Annotated in this window: 32 protein-coding genes; 31 read left to right on the top strand and 1 reads right to left on the bottom strand. The window is 55.8% G+C overall.

The window, feature by feature from the left end; all coding sequences use genetic code 11:
• The first annotated feature begins 178 nt into the window (after positions 1 to 178).
• From rpsJ to bfr, 30 genes are all read left to right on the top strand, one after another.
• Entirely contained in the window at positions 179 to 490 is a 312-nt protein-coding gene (gene rpsJ / locus A8O26_RS16140; RefSeq protein ID WP_003186070.1) for a 30S ribosomal protein S10, read from the top strand.
• Positions 491 to 570: 80 nt separating this feature from the next.
• Positions 571 to 1,206: a 50S ribosomal protein L3 gene (gene rplC, locus A8O26_RS16135; RefSeq protein WP_003228738.1), complete on the top strand. Its 636-nt coding sequence runs from the start codon at positions 571 to 573 to the stop codon at positions 1,204 to 1,206.
• A 12-nt stretch (positions 1,207 to 1,218) separates the two neighbouring features.
• Positions 1,219 to 1,821, top strand: coding sequence for a 50S ribosomal protein L4 (gene rplD, locus A8O26_RS16130; RefSeq protein WP_007918468.1), 603 nt, complete (start codon positions 1,219 to 1,221; stop codon positions 1,819 to 1,821).
• Positions 1,818 to 2,117, top strand: coding sequence for a 50S ribosomal protein L23 (rplW, locus tag A8O26_RS16125; RefSeq protein ID WP_002555488.1), 300 nt, complete (start codon positions 1,818 to 1,820; stop codon positions 2,115 to 2,117). The genes rplD and rplW overlap by 4 nt, the downstream gene beginning before the upstream one ends.
• A 14-nt stretch (positions 2,118 to 2,131) precedes the next feature.
• Complete coding sequence (gene rplB, locus A8O26_RS16120; protein WP_003228734.1) at positions 2,132 to 2,956, top strand: 50S ribosomal protein L2; 825 nt, start codon at positions 2,132 to 2,134, stop codon at positions 2,954 to 2,956.
• Positions 2,957 to 2,972: 16 nt separating this feature from the next.
• Complete coding sequence (rpsS, locus tag A8O26_RS16115) at positions 2,973 to 3,248, top strand: 30S ribosomal protein S19 (RefSeq protein ID WP_003228731.1); 276 nt, start codon at positions 2,973 to 2,975, stop codon at positions 3,246 to 3,248.
• Positions 3,249 to 3,259: 11 nt separating this feature from the next.
• Complete coding sequence (rplV, locus tag A8O26_RS16110; protein ID WP_003103908.1) at positions 3,260 to 3,592, top strand: 50S ribosomal protein L22; 333 nt, start codon at positions 3,260 to 3,262, stop codon at positions 3,590 to 3,592.
• 13 nt (positions 3,593 to 3,605) lie between these two features.
• Positions 3,606 to 4,292, top strand: a complete 687-nt coding sequence (rpsC, locus tag A8O26_RS16105) for a 30S ribosomal protein S3 (RefSeq protein ID WP_003176422.1) — start codon at positions 3,606 to 3,608, stop codon at positions 4,290 to 4,292.
• Positions 4,293 to 4,304: 12 nt separating this feature from the next.
• Positions 4,305 to 4,718, top strand: a complete 414-nt coding sequence (gene rplP, locus A8O26_RS16100; protein ID WP_007896757.1) for a 50S ribosomal protein L16 — start codon at positions 4,305 to 4,307, stop codon at positions 4,716 to 4,718.
• Positions 4,718 to 4,909 carry a 50S ribosomal protein L29 gene (gene rpmC, locus A8O26_RS16095; protein WP_002555481.1) on the top strand — a complete coding sequence of 64 codons (192 nt, stop codon included), beginning with the start codon at positions 4,718 to 4,720 and terminating at the stop codon, positions 4,907 to 4,909. Before rplP ends, rpmC begins: the two co-directional genes overlap by 1 nt.
• A 2-nt stretch (positions 4,910 to 4,911) precedes the next feature.
• A complete protein-coding gene (gene rpsQ / locus A8O26_RS16090) occupies positions 4,912 to 5,178 on the top strand; it encodes a 30S ribosomal protein S17 (RefSeq protein WP_003176419.1) in 267 nt (88 codons plus the stop codon).
• 23 nt (positions 5,179 to 5,201) lie between these two features.
• The gene (gene rplN / locus A8O26_RS16085) at positions 5,202 to 5,570 is read left to right on the top strand and encodes a 50S ribosomal protein L14 (RefSeq protein ID WP_002555479.1); all 369 of its coding nucleotides are present in this window, start codon (positions 5,202 to 5,204) and stop codon (positions 5,568 to 5,570) included.
• A gap of 11 nt (positions 5,571 to 5,581) precedes the next feature.
• On the top strand, positions 5,582 to 5,896 hold the full coding sequence (gene rplX, locus A8O26_RS16080) for a 50S ribosomal protein L24 (RefSeq protein WP_003176416.1): 315 nt from the start codon (positions 5,582 to 5,584) through the stop codon (positions 5,894 to 5,896).
• A 20-nt stretch (positions 5,897 to 5,916) separates the two neighbouring features.
• A complete protein-coding gene (gene rplE / locus A8O26_RS16075) occupies positions 5,917 to 6,456 on the top strand; it encodes a 50S ribosomal protein L5 (RefSeq protein ID WP_003176415.1) in 540 nt (179 codons plus the stop codon).
• A gap of 13 nt (positions 6,457 to 6,469) precedes the next feature.
• Entirely contained in the window at positions 6,470 to 6,775 is a 306-nt protein-coding gene (gene rpsN, locus A8O26_RS16070; RefSeq protein WP_007918460.1) for a 30S ribosomal protein S14, read from the top strand.
• 209 nt (positions 6,776 to 6,984) lie between these two features.
• Positions 6,985 to 7,377 carry a 30S ribosomal protein S8 gene (gene rpsH / locus A8O26_RS16065; protein ID WP_007918458.1) on the top strand — a complete coding sequence of 131 codons (393 nt, stop codon included), beginning with the start codon at positions 6,985 to 6,987 and terminating at the stop codon, positions 7,375 to 7,377.
• Positions 7,378 to 7,389: 12 nt separating this feature from the next.
• Entirely contained in the window at positions 7,390 to 7,923 is a 534-nt protein-coding gene (gene rplF / locus A8O26_RS16060; protein ID WP_003176412.1) for a 50S ribosomal protein L6, read from the top strand.
• Between the two features lie 10 nt (positions 7,924 to 7,933).
• Positions 7,934 to 8,284: a 50S ribosomal protein L18 gene (rplR, locus tag A8O26_RS16055; protein ID WP_003186037.1), complete on the top strand. Its 351-nt coding sequence runs from the start codon at positions 7,934 to 7,936 to the stop codon at positions 8,282 to 8,284.
• A 3-nt stretch (positions 8,285 to 8,287) separates the two neighbouring features.
• Positions 8,288 to 8,788, top strand: a complete 501-nt coding sequence (gene rpsE, locus A8O26_RS16050) for a 30S ribosomal protein S5 (RefSeq protein ID WP_003186035.1) — start codon at positions 8,288 to 8,290, stop codon at positions 8,786 to 8,788.
• Positions 8,789 to 8,790: 2 nt separating this feature from the next.
• Positions 8,791 to 8,967 carry a 50S ribosomal protein L30 gene (gene rpmD / locus A8O26_RS16045; protein WP_003176408.1) on the top strand — a complete coding sequence of 59 codons (177 nt, stop codon included), beginning with the start codon at positions 8,791 to 8,793 and terminating at the stop codon, positions 8,965 to 8,967.
• A 3-nt stretch (positions 8,968 to 8,970) separates the two neighbouring features.
• Positions 8,971 to 9,408, top strand: a complete 438-nt coding sequence (gene rplO, locus A8O26_RS16040; protein WP_003228720.1) for a 50S ribosomal protein L15 — start codon at positions 8,971 to 8,973, stop codon at positions 9,406 to 9,408.
• Positions 9,409 to 10,737: a preprotein translocase subunit SecY gene (secY, locus tag A8O26_RS16035; protein ID WP_003228718.1), complete on the top strand. Its 1,329-nt coding sequence runs from the start codon at positions 9,409 to 9,411 to the stop codon at positions 10,735 to 10,737.
• Between the two features lie 27 nt (positions 10,738 to 10,764).
• Positions 10,765 to 10,881: a 50S ribosomal protein L36 gene (gene rpmJ / locus A8O26_RS16030; protein WP_002555468.1), complete on the top strand. Its 117-nt coding sequence runs from the start codon at positions 10,765 to 10,767 to the stop codon at positions 10,879 to 10,881.
• Positions 10,882 to 11,010: 129 nt separating this feature from the next.
• Complete coding sequence (rpsM, locus tag A8O26_RS16025; RefSeq protein WP_003186020.1) at positions 11,011 to 11,367, top strand: 30S ribosomal protein S13; 357 nt, start codon at positions 11,011 to 11,013, stop codon at positions 11,365 to 11,367.
• A 30-nt stretch (positions 11,368 to 11,397) separates the two neighbouring features.
• The gene (gene rpsK, locus A8O26_RS16020; protein WP_002555466.1) at positions 11,398 to 11,787 is read left to right on the top strand and encodes a 30S ribosomal protein S11; all 390 of its coding nucleotides are present in this window, start codon (positions 11,398 to 11,400) and stop codon (positions 11,785 to 11,787) included.
• A gap of 18 nt (positions 11,788 to 11,805) precedes the next feature.
• Positions 11,806 to 12,426, top strand: a complete 621-nt coding sequence (gene rpsD, locus A8O26_RS16015; protein WP_003176404.1) for a 30S ribosomal protein S4 — start codon at positions 11,806 to 11,808, stop codon at positions 12,424 to 12,426.
• Between the two features lie 22 nt (positions 12,427 to 12,448).
• On the top strand, positions 12,449 to 13,450 hold the full coding sequence (locus A8O26_RS16010; protein WP_003186012.1) for a DNA-directed RNA polymerase subunit alpha: 1,002 nt from the start codon (positions 12,449 to 12,451) through the stop codon (positions 13,448 to 13,450).
• 42 nt (positions 13,451 to 13,492) lie between these two features.
• On the top strand, positions 13,493 to 13,879 hold the full coding sequence (gene rplQ, locus A8O26_RS16005; RefSeq protein WP_003176402.1) for a 50S ribosomal protein L17: 387 nt from the start codon (positions 13,493 to 13,495) through the stop codon (positions 13,877 to 13,879).
• A 240-nt stretch (positions 13,880 to 14,119) separates the two neighbouring features.
• The gene (locus tag A8O26_RS16000; protein WP_064118878.1) at positions 14,120 to 15,574 is read left to right on the top strand and encodes a catalase; all 1,455 of its coding nucleotides are present in this window, start codon (positions 14,120 to 14,122) and stop codon (positions 15,572 to 15,574) included.
• A 149-nt stretch (positions 15,575 to 15,723) separates the two neighbouring features.
• Positions 15,724 to 16,191 (top strand): bacterioferritin, encoded by a 468-nt coding sequence (gene bfr / locus A8O26_RS15995; RefSeq protein ID WP_016983567.1) that lies wholly within the window; start codon positions 15,724 to 15,726, stop codon positions 16,189 to 16,191.
• Between the two features lie 65 nt (positions 16,192 to 16,256).
• Here bfr and uvrA read toward each other — a convergent pair whose 3' ends face one another.
• Positions 16,257 to 19,091, bottom strand: coding sequence for an excinuclease ABC subunit UvrA (gene uvrA / locus A8O26_RS15990; protein WP_064118877.1), 2,835 nt, complete (start codon positions 19,089 to 19,091; stop codon positions 16,257 to 16,259).
• A 191-nt stretch (positions 19,092 to 19,282) separates the two neighbouring features.
• Between uvrA and A8O26_RS15985 the strand changes: the two genes are divergently transcribed.
• On the top strand, positions 19,283 to 20,680 hold the full coding sequence (locus A8O26_RS15985; RefSeq protein ID WP_064118876.1) for an MFS transporter: 1,398 nt from the start codon (positions 19,283 to 19,285) through the stop codon (positions 20,678 to 20,680).
• The last annotated feature ends 8 nt before the right edge of the window (positions 20,681 to 20,688 follow it).

Here is a 20,688-nt window from a genome sequence, read left to right as displayed (position 1 = left end):
GTAGCCAAAATCATCGAGTAATCTCTTTTATAGAGTCTGCTTGATGAATTGAAAAAGCCCCCGCTCAGCGGGGGCTTTTTTATTGGGTTGACACCTATCTGGGGCGTCTATAGAATTGCGCCTCCTTTTAACGGGCGTATTGCGCTCGGTGGGAATAGCAGCCGGAGTCTGAAATCCAATGCAAAATCAGCAAATCCGTATCAGGTTGAAGGCTTTTGACCATCGCCTGATCGACCAATCAACCCAGGAAATCGTGGAAACCGCGAAACGTACTGGTGCTCAAGTGCGTGGTCCAATTCCACTGCCTACCCGTAAAGAGCGGTTCACCGTTCTGGTTTCCCCGCACGTCAACAAAGACGCGCGCGACCAGTACGAAATCCGCACTCATAAGCGCGTTCTGGACATCGTCCAGCCAACGGATAAAACCGTTGATGCACTTATGAAGCTTGATCTTGCGGCCGGTGTGGAAGTGCAGATCAGCCTCGGCTAAGACTCGGTCTTAGTCGTGTAACGCTCTGAAATGGGCGGCCATAGCGGGTGAAAGCCCCGTACACTCATGAGGTTTACAACATGACTATTGGTGTAGTCGGTCGTAAATGCGGTATGACCCGTATTTTCACCGAAGAAGGTGTCTCCATTCCGGTCACGGTCATTGAGATCGAACCGAATCGCGTCACCCAGTTCAAAACTGAAGAGACCGATGGCTATCGTGCAGTGCAAGTCACTGTAGGCGAGCGTCGTGCTTCGCGTGTAACAGCAGCTCAGGCTGGCCACTTCGCTAAGGCGAACGTTGCCGCTGGTCGCACCACCATGGAATTCCGTCTTGAAGAAGGCGAGTACCAGGCTGGCGATCTGATCAACGCTGAAATCTTCGCCGCTGGTCAACTGGTTGATGTAACCGGTCAGTCCAAGGGTAAAGGCTTCCAGGGTACGATCAAGCGTTGGAATTTCCGCGGGCAAGATAACACCCACGGTAACTCCGTATCCCACCGCGTCCCAGGCTCTATCGGCCAGTGCCAGACTCCTGGTCGTGTATTCAAGGGCAAAAAAATGTCCGGTCATATGGGCGCTGAGCGCGTGACCGTGCAGTCCCTGGAAGTAGTGCGCGTGGACGCTGAACGCAATCTGTTGTTGGTCAAGGGTGCTGTTCCTGGCGCTACTGGCGGCAACCTGGTTGTACGTCCAGCAGCCAAGGCTCGCGGTTAAGGGGAAGCTGACATGCAATTAAATGTAAATGACGCTCAAGCGATCGAAGTTTCCGAACTGACGTTTGGCGGCGAGTTCAACGAGACGCTGGTTCACCAAGCAGTCGTGGCCTACATGGCCGGCGGCCGTCAGGGTACCAAGCAGCAAAAGACCCGTTCCGACGTTCGTGGTGGCGGTAAGCGCCCATGGCGTCAGAAAGGTACTGGCCGTGCTCGTGCCGGTACTATCCGTAGCCCAATCTGGCGTGGCGGCGGTACCACTTTCGCAGCTCGTCCACAGGATCACTCCCAAAAGCTGAACAAGAAGATGTATCGCGCAGCAATGCGTTCCATCCTTGCTGAGCTGGTGCGTACTGATCGTCTGGTCGTGGTTCAGGATTTCGCTGTTGAAACTCCAAAAACCAAAGATCTGCTGGGCAAGCTGAACAACATGAGCCTGACCGATGTTCTCATCGTGTCGGACGCTGTTGATCAGAACCTGTACCTGGCTGCTCGTAACCTGCCGCACGTAGATGTACGTGACGTTCAAGGTTCCGATCCAGTTAGTCTGATCGCATACGACAAGGTGTTGATCACCGTGTCGGCCGTGAAGAAATTCGAGGAGCTGCTGGGATGAACCAGGAACGCGTATTTAAAGTTCTGCTTGGCCCGCACGTTTCCGAGAAGGCTACGGTTCTGGCAGACAAGAAAGGCCAGTTCGTTTTCAAGGTTGCTACTGACGCAACCAAGCTGGAAATCAAGAAGGCCGTCGAAAGCCTGTTCAGCGTGAAAGTAGAGCGCGTCACTACCCTGAACGTTCTGGGTAAGAGCAAGCGCACTGCTCGCGGTCTGGGCAAGCGTAATGACTGGAAGAAGGCAGTTATCTCCCTTCAGCCAGGCCAAGATCTCGATTTCAGCAGCAGTGCTGAGTAAGGAAGGGGTGCATCATGGCAATCGTTAAATGCAAACCGACTTCCCCTGGCCGCCGTTTTGTGGTCAAGGTGGTCAACCAGGAGCTGCATAAAGGCGCTCCTCACGCACCGCTGCTCGAGAAAAAATCGAAGACTGGTGGTCGTAACAACAATGGCCGTATTACCACGCGTCACATCGGTGGTGGTCATAAGCAGCATTATCGTATGGTCGATTTCCGTCGCAACGACAAAGATGGCATCGTCGCCACTGTCGAGCGTATCGAATACGATCCAAACCGTACTGCTCACATCGCACTGCTCTGCTACGCAGACGGCGAGCGCCGCTACATCATCGCCCCTAAAGGCGTGAGTGCTGGCGACCAGCTGATCGCAGGCGCTCTGGCTCCAATCAAGCCAGGCAACGCTCTGCAACTGCGCAACATTCCAGTCGGTTCTACCGTACACGGCATCGAACTGAAGCCAGGTAAAGGCGCACAGATCGCTCGTTCCGCTGGTGCTTCGGCTCAGCTGATCGCTCGTGAAGGCGTGTACGTTACCCTGCGTCTGCGTTCCGGTGAAATGCGTAAAGTCCTGGCTGAATGCCGTGCGACCCTGGGCGAAGTCTCGAACTCCGAGCACAGCCTGCGTTCGCTGGGTAAAGCTGGTGCCAAACGCTGGCGTGGCGTTCGCCCAACCGTTCGTGGTGTTGCCATGAACCCGGTTGACCACCCGCATGGTGGTGGTGAAGGTCGTACCTCTGGTGGTCGTCATCCGGTATCGCCATGGGGCTTCCCGACTAAGGGCGCGAAGACTCGTGGTAATAAGCGTACCGACAAAATGATCGTCCGTCGTCGCAAGTAAATAGAGGGATACGACAGTGCCACGTTCTCTGAAAAAAGGTCCTTTTATTGATCTTCACCTACTGAAGAAGATCGAAGTGGCGGCGGAAAAGAACGATCGCAAACCAATTAAGACTTGGTCGCGTCGTTCGATGATCCTGCCACAGATGGTCGGTCTGACCATCGCCGTACATAACGGTCGTCAGCACGTCCCAGTTCTCGTGAACGAAGACATGGTCGGCCATAAACTGGGCGAGTTCGCCGGTACCCGCACTTATCGTGGGCACGTGGCTGACAAGAAAGCCAAGCGTTAAGGGGTTAGGAAATGGAAGTAGCCGCTAAGTTGTCGGGCGCTCGAATCTCCGCCCAGAAAGCCCGCTTGGTCGCCGACCAGATCCGCGGGAAGAAGGTGGGCGAAGCGCTCAACTTGTTGGCTTTCAGCAGTAAGAAAGCCGCCGAGATCATGAAGAAAGTGCTGGAGTCGGCCGTAGCCAACGCCGAGCATAACGAAGGCGCAGACGTTGATGACCTTAAAGTCAGCACCGTTTTCGTCAACGAAGGGCGTTCGCTGAAGCGCATCATGCCACGTGCCAAAGGCCGTGCTGATCGCATCGTCAAGCGGTCTTGCCATATCACTGTCAAGGTTGCTGACAAGTAACGGAGTCGAAGAGATGGGTCAGAAAGTACATCCCATTGGCATTCGCCTGGGAATCGTCAAGGAGCACACCTCCGTCTGGTACGCAGACGGTCGGACTTATGCGGACTACTTGTTCGCAGATCTGAAAGTGCGTGAGTATCTCCAAGACAAACTAAAAAGCGCGTCCGTAAGCCGTATCGATATCCATCGTCCGGCCCAAACTGCACGTATCACCATCCACACCGCTCGTCCAGGTATCGTTATCGGGAAGAAAGGTGAAGATGTTGAGAAACTGCGTCAGGACCTGACCAAGCAAATGGGTGTGCCTGTGCACATCAATATCGAAGAGATCCGCAAGCCGGAACTCGACGGTATGCTGGTTGCGCAGAGCGTAGCTCAGCAGCTGGAGCGTCGTGTAATGTTCCGTCGCGCTATGAAGCGCGCCGTTCAGAACGCCATGCGCATTGGTGCCAAAGGCATCAAAATCCAAGTGAGCGGTCGTCTCGGCGGTGCTGAAATCGCACGTACTGAATGGTATCGCGAAGGTCGTGTGCCATTGCACACCCTGCGTGCCGACATCGACTATGCCAACTACGAAGCTCACACCACTTACGGTGTGATCGGTGTAAAGGTTTGGATCTTCAAAGGCGAAGTAATTGGTGGTCGCCAAGAAGAGCTGAAACCACAAGCACCAGCGCCTCGTAAAAAAGCTGCTAAGTAAGGGGTACGCCAAATGTTGCAACCTAAGCGTACGAAGTTCCGCAAGCAGATGACAGGCCACAACCGTGGTCTGGCTCAGCGCGGTAGCAAAGTCAGCTTCGGCGAGTTCGCGCTGAAGTCTGTAGCTCGTGGTCGTCTCACCGCTCGTCAGATCGAGTCAGCGCGTCGTGCACTGACCCGTCACGTTAAACGTGGCGGCAAGATCTGGATCCGTGTATTCCCGGACAAGCCTATTTCCAAGAAGCCACTCGAAGTTCGGATGGGTAAAGGTAAGGGTAGTGTGGAGTACTGGGTTGCCCAGATTCAGCCAGGCAAAGTCCTGTATGAAATCGAGGGTGTTTCTGAAGAGCTGGCGCGTGAGGCTTTTGCCCTGGCTGCTGCAAAGCTGCCGCTCGCCACCGCCTTTGTTAAACGGACGGTGATGTGATGAAAGCGAATGAACTTCGTGAAAAATCCGCACAGCAGCTGAACGAGCAACTGCTCGGCTTGCTGCGCGACCAGTTCAATCTGCGTATGCAGAAAGCAACTGGCCAGTTGGGGCAGTCTCATCTGCTCTCGCAAGTTAAGCGTGACATCGCTCGCGTGAAGACTGTGCTCAACCAGCAGGCAGGTAAGTAATCATGGCTGAAGCCGAAAAAACTGTCCGTACGCTGACTGGCCGTGTTGTCAGCGACAAGATGGACAAAACCATCACCGTACTGATCGAGCGTCGCGTTAAGCACCCGATCTACGGTAAATACGTTAAGCGTTCGACTAAGCTGCACGCGCACGACGAAACCAATCAGTGCCACATCGGCGACAAAGTCACTATTCGTGAAACTCGTCCTTTGGCCAAGACCAAGTCTTGGGCGCTGGTTGATGTTCTCGAACGCGCTGTGGAAGTCTAAGGACTAGGGGTCGGAGAAATTATATGATTCAGACTCAATCCATGCTCGATGTGGCCGATAACAGCGGCGCTCGCCGCGTTATGTGCATCAAGGTGCTGGGTGGCTCCCATCGTCGTTACGCTGGTATCGGTGACATCATCAAAGTTACCGTGAAGGAAGCAATTCCTCGCGGTAAAGTGAAAAAAGGCCAAGTGATGACTGCTGTTGTAGTCCGCACTCGTCACGGCGTACGTCGTGCTGATGGCTCCATTATCCGCTTTGATGGCAACGCTGCTGTTCTTCTGAACAACAAGCAAGAGCCGATCGGCACCCGTATCTTTGGGCCAGTGACCCGTGAACTTCGTACTGAGAAGTTCATGAAGATCGTCTCGCTCGCCCCAGAAGTGCTGTAAGGAGATCCGACATGCAAAAGATTCGTCGTGACGACGAGATCATCGTGATCGCCGGCAAAGACAAAGGTAAGCGCGGTAAGGTGCTTAAGGTTCTCGCTAATAACCGTCTGGTTATTGGCGGTCTGAACCTGGTTAAGCGTCATACCAAGCCTAACCCGATGTCGGGCGTACAAGGCGGTATCGTCGAAAAAGAAGCTCCACTGGACGCTTCTAACGTCGCCATTTTCAACGGCGAAACCAACAAGGCTGACCGCGTTGGTTTCAAAGTAGAAGACGGCAAGAAAATTCGTGTCTTCAAGTCGACCCAAAAAGCGGTTGATGCTTGAACACTGCTAGGTAGAAGACCATGGCACGACTAAAAGAGATTTACTGGAAGGAAATCGCACCGAAGCTTAAGGAAGAACTTAAGCTTTCGAACGTGATGGAAGTTCCACGCGTTACAAAAATCACCCTGAACATGGGTCTGGGCGAAGCTGTTGGTGACAAGAAAGTCATCGAGCATGCTGTTGCTGACCTGGAAAAGATCACCGGCCAAAAAGTCGTTGTGACCTACGCTCGTAAATCCATCGCTGGCTTTAAAGTCCGTGAAGGATGGCCGATCGGCGTCAAAGTGACTCTGCGCCGTGAGCGTATGTACGAGTTCCTGGATCGTCTGCTGTCGATCTCCCTGCCTCGGGTTCGCGACTTCCGCGGCCTGAATGCCAAGTCCTTCGATGGTCGTGGTAACTACAGCATGGGCGTGAAAGAGCAGATCATTTTCCCGGAAATCGACTACGACAAGATCGATGCTCTCCGCGGTCTGGACATTACCCTGACCACCACTGCCAAGAACGATGATGAAGGCCGCGCTCTGCTGCGTGCTTTCAAATTCCCGTTCCGCAACTGATTGGAGTAGGAAAATGGCCAAGAAGAGCATGAAAAACCGTGAGCTGAAGCGTCAGCTCACTGTTGCCAAGTACGCCACCAAGCGTGCAGCGCTGAAAGCTATCATCGTCGATCTGAACGCAAGTCCAGAAGCGCGTTGGGAAGCTACCGTAGCTCTGCAGAAGCAACCACGTGACGCAAGCGCTGCGCGCATGCGTAACCGTTGCCGCCTGACTGGTCGTCCGCACGGCGTTTACCGCAAGTTCGGCCTTGGCCGTAACAAGCTGCGTGAAGCTGCAATGCGTGGTGACGTACCAGGTCTGGTTAAAGCCAGCTGGTAATTGCTGTCAAAGTCTCGATGTTCAGGTTCGCAAGAACCTGACCATCGGTGGCCTTGAATCTGAATCAAGCCCCTTTTGGGGCTTGATTCATTTCTGGGGTGTGTCTAGAATGACCGGCTCGCCTGAGCCCGTGTTTTTCATGCCCGGAAGTTCTCGGCGACAAGTAGTAGCCGCAAGGCTAATTTTTCTGTATTAGGAGCGTCTAGCCCATGAGTATGCAGGACCCGTTAGCGGACATGCTAACTCGAATCCGTAATGCCCAGATGGCTGAAAAGTCTGTCGTAAGCATGCCGTCTTCCACGCTGAAGGTGGCTGTAGCAAAAGTCCTGAAGGACGAAGGTTACATCGCGGATTTTCAGATCACCACCGACGCTAAGCCGTCGTTGTCCATCGAGCTGAAGTACTTCGAAGGCCGTCCGGTTATCGAAGAAGTGAAGCGCGTTAGTCGTCCAGGCCTGCGTCAGTACAAGTCCGTTGAAGATCTGCCGAAAGTTCGTGGCGGTCTTGGCGTGTCTATCGTCTCCACCAACAAAGGTGTGATGACGGATCGTGCTGCGCGCGCTGCCGGTGTCGGCGGCGAAGTTCTTTGCACTGTGTTCTAAGGGGGGATAAGCATGTCTCGCGTCGCTAAGAACCCCGTTAAGCTGCCAGCCGGTGTCGAAGTAAAATTCGCAGGCCAACAGCTTTCGGTGAAGGGTGCCAAGGGTACTCTTGAACTGAACATCCATTCGTCCGTTGAGATTGTTGAAGAAGCTGGTGAGCTGCGTTTCGCTGCTCGCAATGGCGATCAACAAACTCGCGCAATGGCCGGTACCACGCGTGCGTTGGTAAACAACATGGTCCAAGGCGTAAGCCAAGGCTTCGAGCGTAAGCTCCAGCTGGTCGGTGTTGGTTACAAAGCGCAAGCAAAAGGCACGGTTTTGAACCTTGCCCTTGGCTTCTCGCACCCAGTGGATTACGAACTGCCGGAAGGCATCACCGCTGAGACTCCTAGCCAGACCGATATCCTGATCAAGGGCATCGACAAGCAGCTGGTAGGTCAAGTGGCCGCTGAGATCCGCGACTTCCGTCCACCAGAGCCGTACAAAGGCAAAGGTGTGCGCTACGCGGACGAAGTCGTCCGTCGTAAAGAAGCCAAGAAGAAGTAGGGCATAGCAAATGACCGACAAAAAAGTTACTCGACTGCGTCGCGCTCGCAAAGCACGCCTGAAAATGCACGAACTCGAAGTCGTGCGTCTCTGCGTGTTCCGCTCGTCGCAGCACATCTACGCCCAGGTCATCTCGGCCGACGGCAACAAAGTCCTGGCAAGCGCCTCGACTTTGGATAAAGAACTGCGTGATGGCGCCACTGGCAACATCGACGCGGCCACAAAGGTTGGCCAGCTGGTCGCTACGCGTGCTAAGGCCGCTGGCGTCTCGCAAGTGGCTTTCGACCGCTCTGGCTTCAAGTACCACGGCCGCGTTAAAGCGCTGGCTGATGCTGCTCGTGAAGCTGGGCTGGAGTTCTAAGTTATGTCAAATAACGACCAAAAGCGCGACGAAGGCTACATTGAGAAGCTGGTTCAAGTTAACCGCGTAGCCAAAACCGTTAAAGGCGGCCGTATCTTCACTTTCACCGCGTTGACCGTGGTTGGTGATGGTAAAGGGCGTGTTGGCTTCGGCCGTGGCAAGTCGCGTGAAGTGCCTGCTGCGATCCAGAAGGCAATGGAAGCTGCTCGCCGCAACATGATCCAAGTTGATCTGAACGGCACCACTCTGCAGTACGCAATGAAGTCCGCTCATGGCGCTTCGAAGGTGTACATGCAGCCTGCTTCTGAAGGTACCGGTATCATCGCTGGCGGCGCTATGCGTGCTGTCCTCGAAGTTGCTGGCGTTCAGAACGTTCTGGCCAAGTGCTACGGCTCGACTAACCCGGTAAACGTGGTTCACGCCACTTTCAAAGGTTTGAAAGCTATGCAGTCTCCTGAATCCATTGCCGCCAAGCGTGGCAAAAGCGTCAAGGAGATCTTCTGATCATGGCTACCGTTAAAGTAACGCTGATCAAAAGCATGACCGGCCGCATCCCTAACCACAAATTGTGCGTTAAGGGTTTGGGTCTGCGTCGCATCGGTCACACTGTAGAAGTCCAGGATACTCCCGAGAATCGCGGGATGATCAACAAGGCTTACTACATGCTGCGTGTCGAGGGTTAATCGATGAAACTCAATGATCTGAGTCCAGCGCCGGGTTCCCGTCGCGAAAAGCATCGTCCGGGCCGTGGTATCGGTAGCGGTTTGGGTAAGACTGGTGGCCGTGGTCACAAAGGTCAAACCTCCCGCTCCGGTGGCACCATTGCTCCAGGCTTTGAAGGCGGTCAACAGCCGCTGCATCGTCGCCTGCCGAAGTTCGGTTTCGTTTCCCTGAAAGCCATGGACCGCGCAGAAGTGCGTCTGTCCGAGCTGGCTAAAGTGGAAGGCGACATCGTCACCGTGCAGTCCCTGAAAGATGCCAACGTGATCAACGTCAACGTACAGCGTGTGAAAATCATGCTGTCCGGTGAAGTGACTCGCGCTGTCACTATCGGCAAGGGAATCGGCGCCACCAAAGGTGCGCGTGCGGCTATCGAAGCAGCTGGCGGCAAGTTCGAGGAATAAATGGCTAAGCAAGGTGCTCTCTCTGCGCTCGGCAAAGGCGGTATGTCTGAACTCTGGGCTCGTCTGCGTTTTCTGTTCCTGGCGATTATCGTCTACCGAATAGGCGCACACATCCCGGTTCCAGGTATTAACCCGGACCGACTCGCAGACCTGTTTCGACAGAATGAGGGGACCATTCTTAGCTTGTTCAACATGTTCTCCGGCGGCGCGCTGGAACGGATGAGCATCTTTGCACTGGGGATCATGCCGTACATTTCGGCATCGATCATCATGCAACTGATGACAGCCGTCAGCCCGCAGCTGGAGCAGTTGAAGAAGGAAGGTGAAGCTGGCCGTCGCAAGATCAGCCAGTACACCCGCTACGGCACCGTCGTCCTCGCTCTCGTTCAGGCTATTGGCATGTCCATTGGTCTGGCGGGGCAGGGCGTTGCGTTCACTGGTGACTTTGGCTTCCATTTCGTCGCGGTATCCACATTTGTGGCTGGTGCGATGTTCATGATGTGGCTGGGTGAGCAGATTACTGAGCGTGGTGTAGGCAACGGTATCTCGATGTTGATTTTTTCGGGTATCGTCGCCGGTCTTCCGAGAGCAATCGGGCAGTCTTTCGAGTCTGCGCGTCAGGGTGATATCAACATCTTCGCCTTGGTTGCCATCGGTTTGCTGGCAGTAGCGATTATCGGTTTCGTGGTGTTCATTGAGCGTGGTCAGCGTCGTATCGCTGTTCACTACGCCAAGCGTCAGCAGGGCCGTAAGGTTTTTGCTGCGCAGACTAGCCACTTGCCGTTGAAGGTGAACATGGCCGGCGTTATTCCGGCTATTTTCGCGAGCAGCATTTTGCTGTTCCCGGCTTCGTTGGGTGCCTGGTTCGGTCAGTCTGAAGGTATGGGCTGGTTGCAGGACATCTCGCAGTCGATCGCTCCTGGTCAGCCGTTGAATATTCTGCTGTTTAGTGCAGGGATTATTTTCTTCTGCTTCTTCTATACGGCGTTGATGTTCAATCCGAAAGACGTAGCGGAAAACCTGAAGAAGTCCGGTGCCTTTATTCCGGGCATCCGTCCAGGTGAGCAGTCTGCGCGCTACATTGATGGCGTTCTGACTCGCTTGACCATGTTCGGTGCTCTTTACATGACGGCCGTGTGCCTGTTGCCCCAGTTCCTGGTGGTTGCAGCAAACGTTCCGTTCTACCTTGGCGGGACCTCGTTGCTGATCGTGGTCGTGGTTGTGATGGACTTCATGTCCCAAGTACAATCGCACCTCGTTTCGCACCAGTACGAATCCCTGATGAAGAAAGCCAACCTGAAGGGTTACGGCAGCGGCATGTTGCGCTGAGTACCCATAAGGTTCGAGGAGTTGGTGATGAAAGTTCGTGCATCGGTGAAAAAGCTGTGCCGTAACTGCAAGATTATTCGCCGCGAAGGTGTTGTTCGAGTAATTTGCAGCGCGGAACCGCGTCACAAACAGCGCCAAGGCTGAGTGTGATCCGCTTGAAGCCCGGCAGCTAGTGCGCTGCCGGGTTGATTATTTGTTATTACAGCGATATTATCTCGCGCCCTATTTCTTGGCTTCCGGGGCGTAGGTAGCTGTCAATTGGAGTCCCACTGAATGGCCCGTATTGCAGGCGTTAACATTCCAGATAACAAGCACACTGTTATCTCGCTGACCTACATCTATGGTGTTGGTCGCACTACTGCGCAGAAAATTTGCGCAGTGACTGGGGTAAACCCAGCCGCAAAGATCAAAGATCTGAGCGACGAGCAGATTGAGCAGTTGCGTGGCGAAGTGGCGAAGTTCACCACTGAAGGTGACCTGCGTCGCGAAATCAACATGAAAATCAAGCGTTTGATGGACCTCGGTTGCTACCGTGGTCTGCGTCATCGTCGTGGTCTTCCAGTACGCGGTCAGCGTACCAAGACTAACGCGCGTACCCGTAAAGGTCCGCGTAAGCCGATCCGCAAGTAATCGCCCACGCGAATCGACAGGAAATTAATCATGGCAAAACCTGCTGCTCGTCCTCGTAAAAAAGTTAAAAAGACAGTGGTTGATGGCATCGCCCACATCCATGCTTCTTTTAACAACACCATCGTGACCATCACCGACCGTCAAGGTAACGCGCTTTCTTGGGCTACCTCCGGTGGTTCGGGTTTCCGCGGTTCCCGCAAGTCCACCCCGTTTGCTGCTCAAGTAGCTGCTGAACGTGCTGGTCAAGCTGCGCTGGAATATGGCCTGAAAAACCTCGACGTTAATGTCAAGGGTCCAGGTCCAGGTCGTGAGTCCGCTGTCCGTGCATTGAACGGCTGTGGCTATAAGATCGCCAGCATCACCGACGTGACGCCAATCCCGCACAACGGGTGCCGTCCGCCGAAGAAGCGCCGCGTGTAATCCAGGAGATTGTAAAGAATGGCTCGTTACATTGGTCCAAAATGCAAACTCGCTCGTCGCGAAGGCACCGATCTCTTTCTGAAGAGCGGCGTGCGCGCGATCGAATCGAAGTGCAACATTGAAGCAGCACCTGGTATCCACGGCCAACGCCGCGGTCGCCAGTCCGACTACGGCACCCAACTGCGTGAAAAGCAGAAGGTCCGTCGTATCTACGGCGTTCTCGAGCGTCAATTCAGCGGCTACTACAAAGAAGCTGCTGGCAAGAAAGGTGCAACCGGTGAAAACCTGCTGCAACTGCTCGAATGCCGTCTGGACAACGTTGTATACCGTATGGGCTTTGGTTCGACTCGTGCCGAATCCCGCCAGCTGGTATCGCACAAGTCGATCAGCGTTAACGGTCAGACCGTAAACGTTCCGTCGTATCAGGTTCGTGCTGGTGACGTGGTTGCAGTTCGCGAGAAAGCAAAAAACCAACTTCGCATTGTCCAAGCTCTCGATCTGTGTGCCCAACGTGGCCGCGTAGAATGGGTAGAAGTAGACACTGAGAAGAAGTCGGGCGTTTTCAAGAACGTTCCTGCTCGCAGTGATCTGTCCGCCGACATCAACGAAAGCCTGATTGTCGAGCTCTACTCCAAGTAAGGGCTAGAAAATAGGTGCATCCATGCAGATTTCGGTAAATGAGTTCCTGACACCCCGCCACATTGATGTGCAGGTTGTCAGTCCAACCCGCGCCAAGATCACTCTCGAGCCTCTCGAGCGTGGTTTTGGCCACACCCTGGGCAACGCGCTGCGCCGCATCCTGTTGTCCTCAATGCCCGGCTGCGCAGTAGTCGAGGCCGAGATTGACGGTGTGCTCCACGAGTACAGCGCCATCGAAGGTGTACAGGAAGACGTAATTGAAATCCTGTTGAACCTTAAAGGTCTGGCCATCAAGCTGCACGGTCGTGACGAAGTTACGCTGACCTTGTCGAAGAAGGGTTCGGGGGTGGTTACCGCTGCCGATATTCAGCTGGATCATGATGTCGAGATCGTTAATCCCGATCACGTAATCGCTAACCTGGCGTCTAACGGCGCCCTGAACATGAAGCTCACCGTAGCTCGTGGTCGTGGTTATGAACCAGCCGACTCGCGTCAGAGCGATGAAGACGAAAGCCGCAGCATCGGTCGCTTGCAGCTTGACTCTTCGTTCAGCCCGGTTCGCCGTATCGCATACGTGGTGGAAAACGCCCGTGTCGAGCAGCGTACCAACCTGGACAAGCTGGTTATTGATCTGGAAACCAACGGTACTCTGGATCCTGAAGAGGCTATCCGCCGCGCTGCAACCATCCTGCAACAGCAGTTGGCTGCGTTCGTCGACCTCAAAGGTGACAGTGAGCCAGTGGTTGTCGAGCAGGAAGACGAGATCGATCCGATCCTGCTTCGCCCGGTTGACGATCTGGAACTGACTGTACGTTCGGCTAACTGCCTTAAGGCGGAAAACATCTACTACATCGGTGACCTGATTCAGCGTACCGAAGTAGAGCTGTTGAAGACTCCGAACCTGGGCAAGAAATCCTTGACTGAAATCAAGGACGTTCTGGCCTCCCGCGGTCTGTCCCTCGGCATGCGCCTCGACAACTGGCCGCCTGCAAGTCTTAAGAAGGACGACAAGGCGACTGCCTGATCGTCGTAATCACCGAACGTAGTGTTTGGTAAGGAATGAACCATGCGTCATCGTAAAAGTGGTCGTCACCTGAGCCGCACCAGCTCGCACCGCAAGGCCATGTTCCAAAACATGGCGGTGTCGCTGTTCGAGCACGAGCTGATCAAAACTACTCTGCCAAAAGCCAAAGAACTGCGTCGCGTTGCTGAGCCGCTGATCACTCTGGCCAAGACAGACAGCCTGGCTAACCGCCGTCTGGCTTTCGACCGTACTCGTTCGAAAGCTATCGTTGGTAAGCTCTTCAACGACCTGGGCAAGCGTTACGCTACCCGTGAGGGTGGCTACCTGCGCATCCTCAAGTGCGGTTTCCGCGCTGGCGACAACGCGCCTATGGCGTACGTCGAGTTGGTTGATCGTGCTACTGCTGGCGAAGCTGTATCCGCCGAGTAAGACGTCAGTCTGAAACGAAGAACCGGGCCTAGTGCCCGGTTTTTTATGTCCGCAAGAAAACGCGCGGTTCATACAAGCTTCTGACACCTTCCTGTTGTCACTATGTGCTGGGAAACATAATTAGTAATTATCTATCGATGCCCGCAAGTTAATGAATTTGTGGCTGTCACATGGATGATCAATACTTCTCAGCAAGCCGATTAGCCGGCAGTTTCAAGACTGACAGAGGAAGAAGACCGTATGAGCCAGATCAAAACGCTTACGACCGCCAGTGGCGCACCTGTCGCTGATAACCAGAATTCTCGCTCCGCCGGCCCACGTGGCCCGCTGCTGCTCGACGATTTTCACCTGCTCGAGAAGCTTGCCCATTTCAACCGTGAAAACATCCCTGAGCGCCGCGTGCACGCTAAAGGCTCGGGCGCTTACGGTACCTTCACGGTGACTCGCGACATTACCGAGTACAGCAGCGCCAAACTGTTCGAAACTGTCGGCAAACAAACTCCAACGTTTCTGCGTTTCTCCACAGTGGGTGGCGAGCGCGGCTCGGCCGACACTGAACGTGATCCACGCGGCTTTGCGCTGAAGTTCTACACCGAAGAAGGTAACTGGGACATTGTTGGCAACAACACGCCGGTATTCTTCATTCGCGATCCACTGAAATTCCCTGATTTCATCCACACGCAAAAACGTCTGCCGCAAAGCAACCTGAAAAGCGCGCAGATGATGTGGGATTTCTGGTCGCATTCGCCTGAGGCGCTTCACCAGGTCACGATTCTGTTCTCCGACCGCGGCATTCCTGACGGCTATCGCCATATGCACGGCTTCGGCAGTCACACCTACAGCCTGATCAGCGCTAAAGGTGAGCGTCACTGGGTCAAGTGGCACTACAAAACCAAGCAAGGTATCAAGAACCTTGCGCCGGCCGATGCATCGCGTCTGGCGGGGACGGATCCAGACTACGCTCAGCGCGATCTGTTTGAGGCAATCGAGCGCGGTGACTTCCCGAAATGGCGCGTCTGCATTCAGATCATGACCGAGGCCCAGGCCGCGGCGCACTACGAGAACCCGTTCGATGTGACCAAAACCTGGTCGCAAAAGGAATTTCCGCTGATCGAAGTGGGTGAACTGGAACTGAACCGCAACCCGCTCAACTATTTCGCTGAAGTCGAACAAGCCGCATTCGGCCCAAGCAACATGGTGCCAGGTGTTGGTCTCTCGCCAGACCGCATGCTGCAAGGTCGCGTATTCGCTTACGCCGATGCCCACCGCTACCGTGTGGGCACCAATCACCAGCAACTCCCGGTGAATGCTCCGCGCAGCCCGGTCAACACTTACCAGCGTGACGGCTCGATGGCCTTCGGCAGCAACGGCGGTTCTGCGCCTAACTACGAGCCGAACAGCTACACCGAAGCGCCAAAACAAGCACCGCGTTACGCTGAGCCTGCGCTCGCCTTGAACGGTGCTGCTGATCGCTACGATCACCGTGAAGACACTGATTACTACAGCCACGCCGGTGCACTGTTCCGTCTGATGAGTGACGAGCAGAAAGCCCTGCTGGTCAGCAACATCGCCGGTGCGATGGGTGGTGTTTCCAGTGATGTTGTCGATCGCCAGCTGCAACACTTCTACAAAGCCGATCCGGCGTATGGAGAAGCAATCGCAAAGCTGCTCAACGTACAGCTTAACGAAGTCTAAACGAGAAGCAGAACCGCCCTCATTTGGGCGGTTTTTGCGTTATTTAGGCTGCTTTTCTAAGAATATCTTCGCTTTTATTGCGCTAATCGGGTGACCTTCCGGTCATGTTGGTTCAAACTACAGACTTTCAAGTAGGGAGATGTAGGGCGATGCAAGGCCACCCAGACGTAATCGATTACCTCAACACGTTGCTGACCGGCGAACTGGCCGCACGTGATCAATATTTCGTTCATTCGCGGATGTATGAGGACTGGGGGTTCACCAAGCTCTACGAGCGAATCAACCACGAAATGGAAGAAGAAGCCGGTCACGCTGATGCATTGATGCGCCGGATTCTGATGCTCGAAGGCACGCCGCGCATGCGTCCGGATGACCTGGATGTCGGCACCACCGTGCCGGAGATGCTCGAAGCAGATCTGCGCCTTGAGTACAAAGTGCGCGCGGCTCTGTGCAAAGGCATCGAACTGTGCGAGCAGCATAAAGACTACGTCAGCCGCGAGATCCTGCGGGTTCAGCTCAACGACACCGAAGAAGATCACACCTACTGGCTGGAAAAGCAGTTGGGTCTGATCAAGCTGATCGGTCTCGAAAACTACCTGCAATCCCACGCGTCCTGATCGCGATAGATATAAAAAAGCCCCTGTCACTGTTGAAGTGACAGGGGCTTTTTCATGCCCGGCGTTTAAGCCCGATCGCGGATCAGCAACGGTTTGAGGTAATGGCCGGTGTGAGATTGTTTCATCTCGGCCACTTGCTCCGGCGTACCCACGGCAATGATCTGCCCACCCTTGGAACCACCCTCCGGCCCGAGGTCGACCAGCCAGTCCGCTGTTTTGATCACATCCAGATTGTGCTCGATCACCACCACGGTGTTGCCGTGGTCACGCAAGCGATGCAGCACATCGAGCAGTTGCTGGATATCGGCGAAGTGCAGACCCGTGGTCGGCTCATCGAGGATGTACAGGGTCTTGCCGGTGTCGCGTTTGGACAATTCGCGAGACAACTTGACCCGTTGCGCCTCACCGCCGGACAACGTCGTCGCCGACTGCCCGAGCTTGATGTACGACAGGCCGACATCCATCAACGTTTGCAGCTTGCGCGCCAGCGCCGGTACTGCGTCGAAGAATACTCGGGCTTCCTCGATGGTCATCTCGAGGGTTTCGTGGATGCTCTTGCCCTTGTATTTGATCTCCAGGGTTTCGCGGTTGTAGCGCTTGCTCTTGCACACGTCGCACGGCACGTAGATGTCCGGCAGGAAGTGCATTTCCACCTTGATCAGGCCGTCGCCCTGGCACGCTTCGCAGCGACCGCCCTTGACGTTGAAGGAGAAGCGCCCCGGGCCATAACCGCGCGAGCGAGACTCGGGAACGCCAGCGAACAGTTCGCGGATCGGCGTGAACAGTCCGGTATACGTCGCCGGGTTGGAGCGCGGGGTACGACCGATCGGGCTCTGGTCGATATCGACGACTTTGTCGAGATGCTCCAGACCTTTGATGCTGTCGTGCGCGGCGGCTTCCAGCGTCGTCGCGCCGTTAAGTGCGGTGGCGCTCAGCGGAAACAGCGTGTTGTTGATCAGCGTCGATTTGCCCGAGCCGGACACGCCAGTCACGCAGGTCAGCAGGCCGATCGGGATTTCCAGATCGACATTTCGCAGGTTGTTACCGCGTGCGCCTTTGAGCGACAGGGTCAGCTTCTTGTTGCGTGGCGTACGTTTGGCCGGCACTTCAATCTTCACTCGGCCCGACAGGTATTTACCGGTCAGGGAGTCCGGATGCGCCATGACTTCAGCCGGCGTACCTTCGGCAACGATCTGCCCGCCGTGCACACCGGCGCCCGGGCCGATATCCACAACGTAATCGGCCAGGCGAATCGCATCTTCGTCATGCTCGACCACGATCACCGTGTTGCCGATATCACGCAGGTGCTTGAGCGTGCCGAGCAGTCGATCGTTGTCACGCTGGTGCAAACCAATGGAGGGCTCATCGAGGATGTACAGAACGCCCACCAGGCCGGCACCGATCTGGCTGGCCAGACGAATCCGCTGCGCCTCGCCACCGGACAGCGTGTCGGCGCTGCGATCCAGCGACAGGTAGTCGAGGCCGACGTTGACGAGGAACTGCAGACGCTCGCGAATTTCCTTGAGAATCTTGTCAGCGATCTCGCCTCGACGGCCAGTCATTTTCAGTTGGCCGAAGTACTCGCAGGCATCGCCGATCGGCAGATTGGTCACCGCTGGTAGCGTTTTCTCGCCAACCCACACATGCCGCGCTTCGCGACGCAGACGGGTGCCACGGCAATCCGGGCAGGACTGGGTGCTGAGGAACTTGGCCAGCTCTTCACGTACGCTCGCCGATTCGGTTTCGCGGTAGCGACGTTCCAGGTTTGGCACGATGCCTTCGAACGGGTGCGAGCGTTTGACGATATCGCCACGGTCGTTGAGGTATTTGAAGTCGACGTTCTGCGAGCCGCTGCCATGCAGGATGAATTTCTGCTGATCGGCCGGCAGTTCGTTGAACGGTACTTCGAGGCTGAAGCCATAGTGCGAGGCCAGTGAGCCCAACATCTGGAAGTAATAGACGTTACGCCGGTCCCAGCCGCGGATCGCGCCTTCGGCCAAGGTCAGATCACCGTTGACCAGGCGCTTGATGTCGAAGAATTGCTTCACGCCCAGGCCATCGCACGTCGGGCAGGCGCCGGCCGGGTTGTTGAAGGAGAACAGCTTGGGTTCCAGTTCGCTGATCGCATGGCCGCAGATCGGGCAGGCGAAGCGCGCGGAGAAGATCATCTCTTCGCCCGGTTCGTCGTCCATCGGTGCGACCAGGGCGATGCCGTCCGCAAGTTTCAGCGCGGTCTCGAAGGATTCGGCCAGACGCTGCTGCAGATCGGCGCGGACCTTGAAGCGGTCGACGATCACGTCGATCGAGTGCTTCTTCTGTTTATCCAGTTTCGGCAGTTCGTCGAGCTCGCAGATCCGCCCGTTGACTCGCGCACGGACGAAACCCTGGGCGCGCAGCTCTTCGAAGACCGAAAGGTGTTCACCTTTGCGTTCGCGAATCACCGGGGCCAGCAACATCAGTTTGCTGCCTTCAGGTTGCGCCAGTACCAGGTCAACCATCTGGCTGACGGTCTGCGCCTCCAGCGGAATGTCGTGATCCGGGCAGCGCGGCGTACCGACGCGTGCATAGAGCAGGCGCAGGTAGTCGTAGATTTCGGTGATGGTGCCGACCGTGGAGCGCGGGTTGTGCGAGGTCGACTTCTGTTCGATGGAGATCGCCGGCGACAGGCCTTCGATGGTGTCGACGTCGGGTTTTTCCATCATCGACAGGAACTGGCGGGCGTAGGCCGACAGCGATTCGACATAGCGGCGCTGACCTTCGGCGTACAGTGTGTCGAAGGCCAAGGACGACTTGCCGGATCCGGACAGGCCGGTGATGACGATCAGTTTGTCCCGTGGCAGGGTCAGGTCGATGTTCTTCAGGTTGTGGGTACGGGCCCCACGTATCAGGATCTTGTCCAAAGTGGCCTCGCTCGGCGGGCGTCGAAAACGTAGGAGTATACGGCCAAATACTGGATGGATGCACACTATCAAACGAAGGGTTTTTTGCCCCGGATGAAGAGAGTTTCATCTATACGCGTCAAAGCGTCGCGATCTACCCCGTCTTTCGATGGGACTGGTAGAATCGCCGCCGGTTCACACGAGGTTTTTCCATGCACGATCCCCACAGCGAACGCATGAGTGGCAGCGAGACCCGCGCGGCGAGCGGTCTGGCCCTGGTGTTCGCCTTCCGTATGCTGGGCATGTTCATGGTGTTGCCGGTACTGGCGACCTACGGCATGGATCTGGCGGGAGCGACCCCGGCTCTGATCGGGTTGGCCATCGGCGCTTACGGCCTGACGCAGGCGATTTTCCAGATTCCGTTCGGGATCATTTCTGACCGCATTGGTCGTCGCCCGGTGATTTACCTCGGGCTGATCGTCTTCGCCCTCGGCAGTGTTCTCGCCTCACAGGCAGATTCGATCTGGGGCGTGATTGCCGGGCGAATCCTGCAAGGTGCCGGGGCGATTTCCGCCGCGGTCATGGCGTTGCTCTCCGACCTGACCCGTGAACAGCACCGCACCAAAGCGATGGCGATGATTGGCATGACCATCGGCCTGTCGTTCGCCGTGGCCATGGTCGTCGGGCCTTTGCTGACCCGCGCGTTCGGCTTGTCCGGGTTGTTTCTTGCCACGGGTGGCATGGCGCTGGTGGGCATCGTCATCGTGATGTTCATGGTGCCCAAATCCACTGGACCGCTGACGCATCGCGAGTCCGGCGTGGCGCGTCAGGCTTTGATGCCGACGCTCAAGCATCCGGACCTGCTTCGCCTCGATCTGGGCATCTTTGTGTTACATGCCATGTTGATGTCGAGTTTCGTCGCGCTGCCTCTGGCGCTGGTGGAAAAAGCCGGTTTGCCCAAGGAGCAGCACTGGTGGGTCTACCTCACCGCGCTGCTGATTTCGTTCTTCGCCATGATCCCGTTCATCATCTATGGCGAGAAGAAACGCAAAATGAAACGAGTTTTGCTCGGCGCCGTCCTGACGCTGATGCTGACTGAGCTATTCTTCTGGCAGTTCGGTGACAGCTTGCGGGCTCTGGTGATCGGCACGGTGGTGTTTTTCACCGCGTTCAATCTGCTGGAAGCCTCATTGCCGTCTCTGATCAGCAAGGTTTCACCGGCGGGTGGCAAGGGCACGGCCATGGGCGTGTATTCCACCAGCCAGTTCCTCGGTTCGGCACTCGGCGGGATACTCGGCGGCTGGTTGTTTCAGCATGGCGGTCTGTCGGTTGTGTTCCTTGGATGCGCGGGGCTGGCTGCACTTTGGTTAGCCTTTGCTGTTACCATGCGTGAACCTCCCTACGTGACGAGCCTGCGCTTGCCGTTGTCGCCCGAGGCGATCCGCGAAGCGGGTCTGGTCGAGCGCCTCAAGGCCCTCGTGGGGGTAACCGATGCAGTGATAGTTGCTGACGAAGCGGCTGTTTACATCAAACTGGACAAAGAATTAGTGGATCGCGACACCCTCGAACGCCTGGTGAACAACCCGGCCGGGGCTGCTTGCGACGCCTAGGAGAACGT

The sequence above is a fragment of the Pseudomonas fluorescens genome (assembly GCF_001648775.1).
Lineage (GTDB): Bacteria > Pseudomonadota > Gammaproteobacteria > Pseudomonadales > Pseudomonadaceae > Aquipseudomonas > Aquipseudomonas fluorescens_M.
Note: the sequence above shows the minus strand (reverse complement) of the source record. Positions and strands in the feature narration are given on the sequence as shown.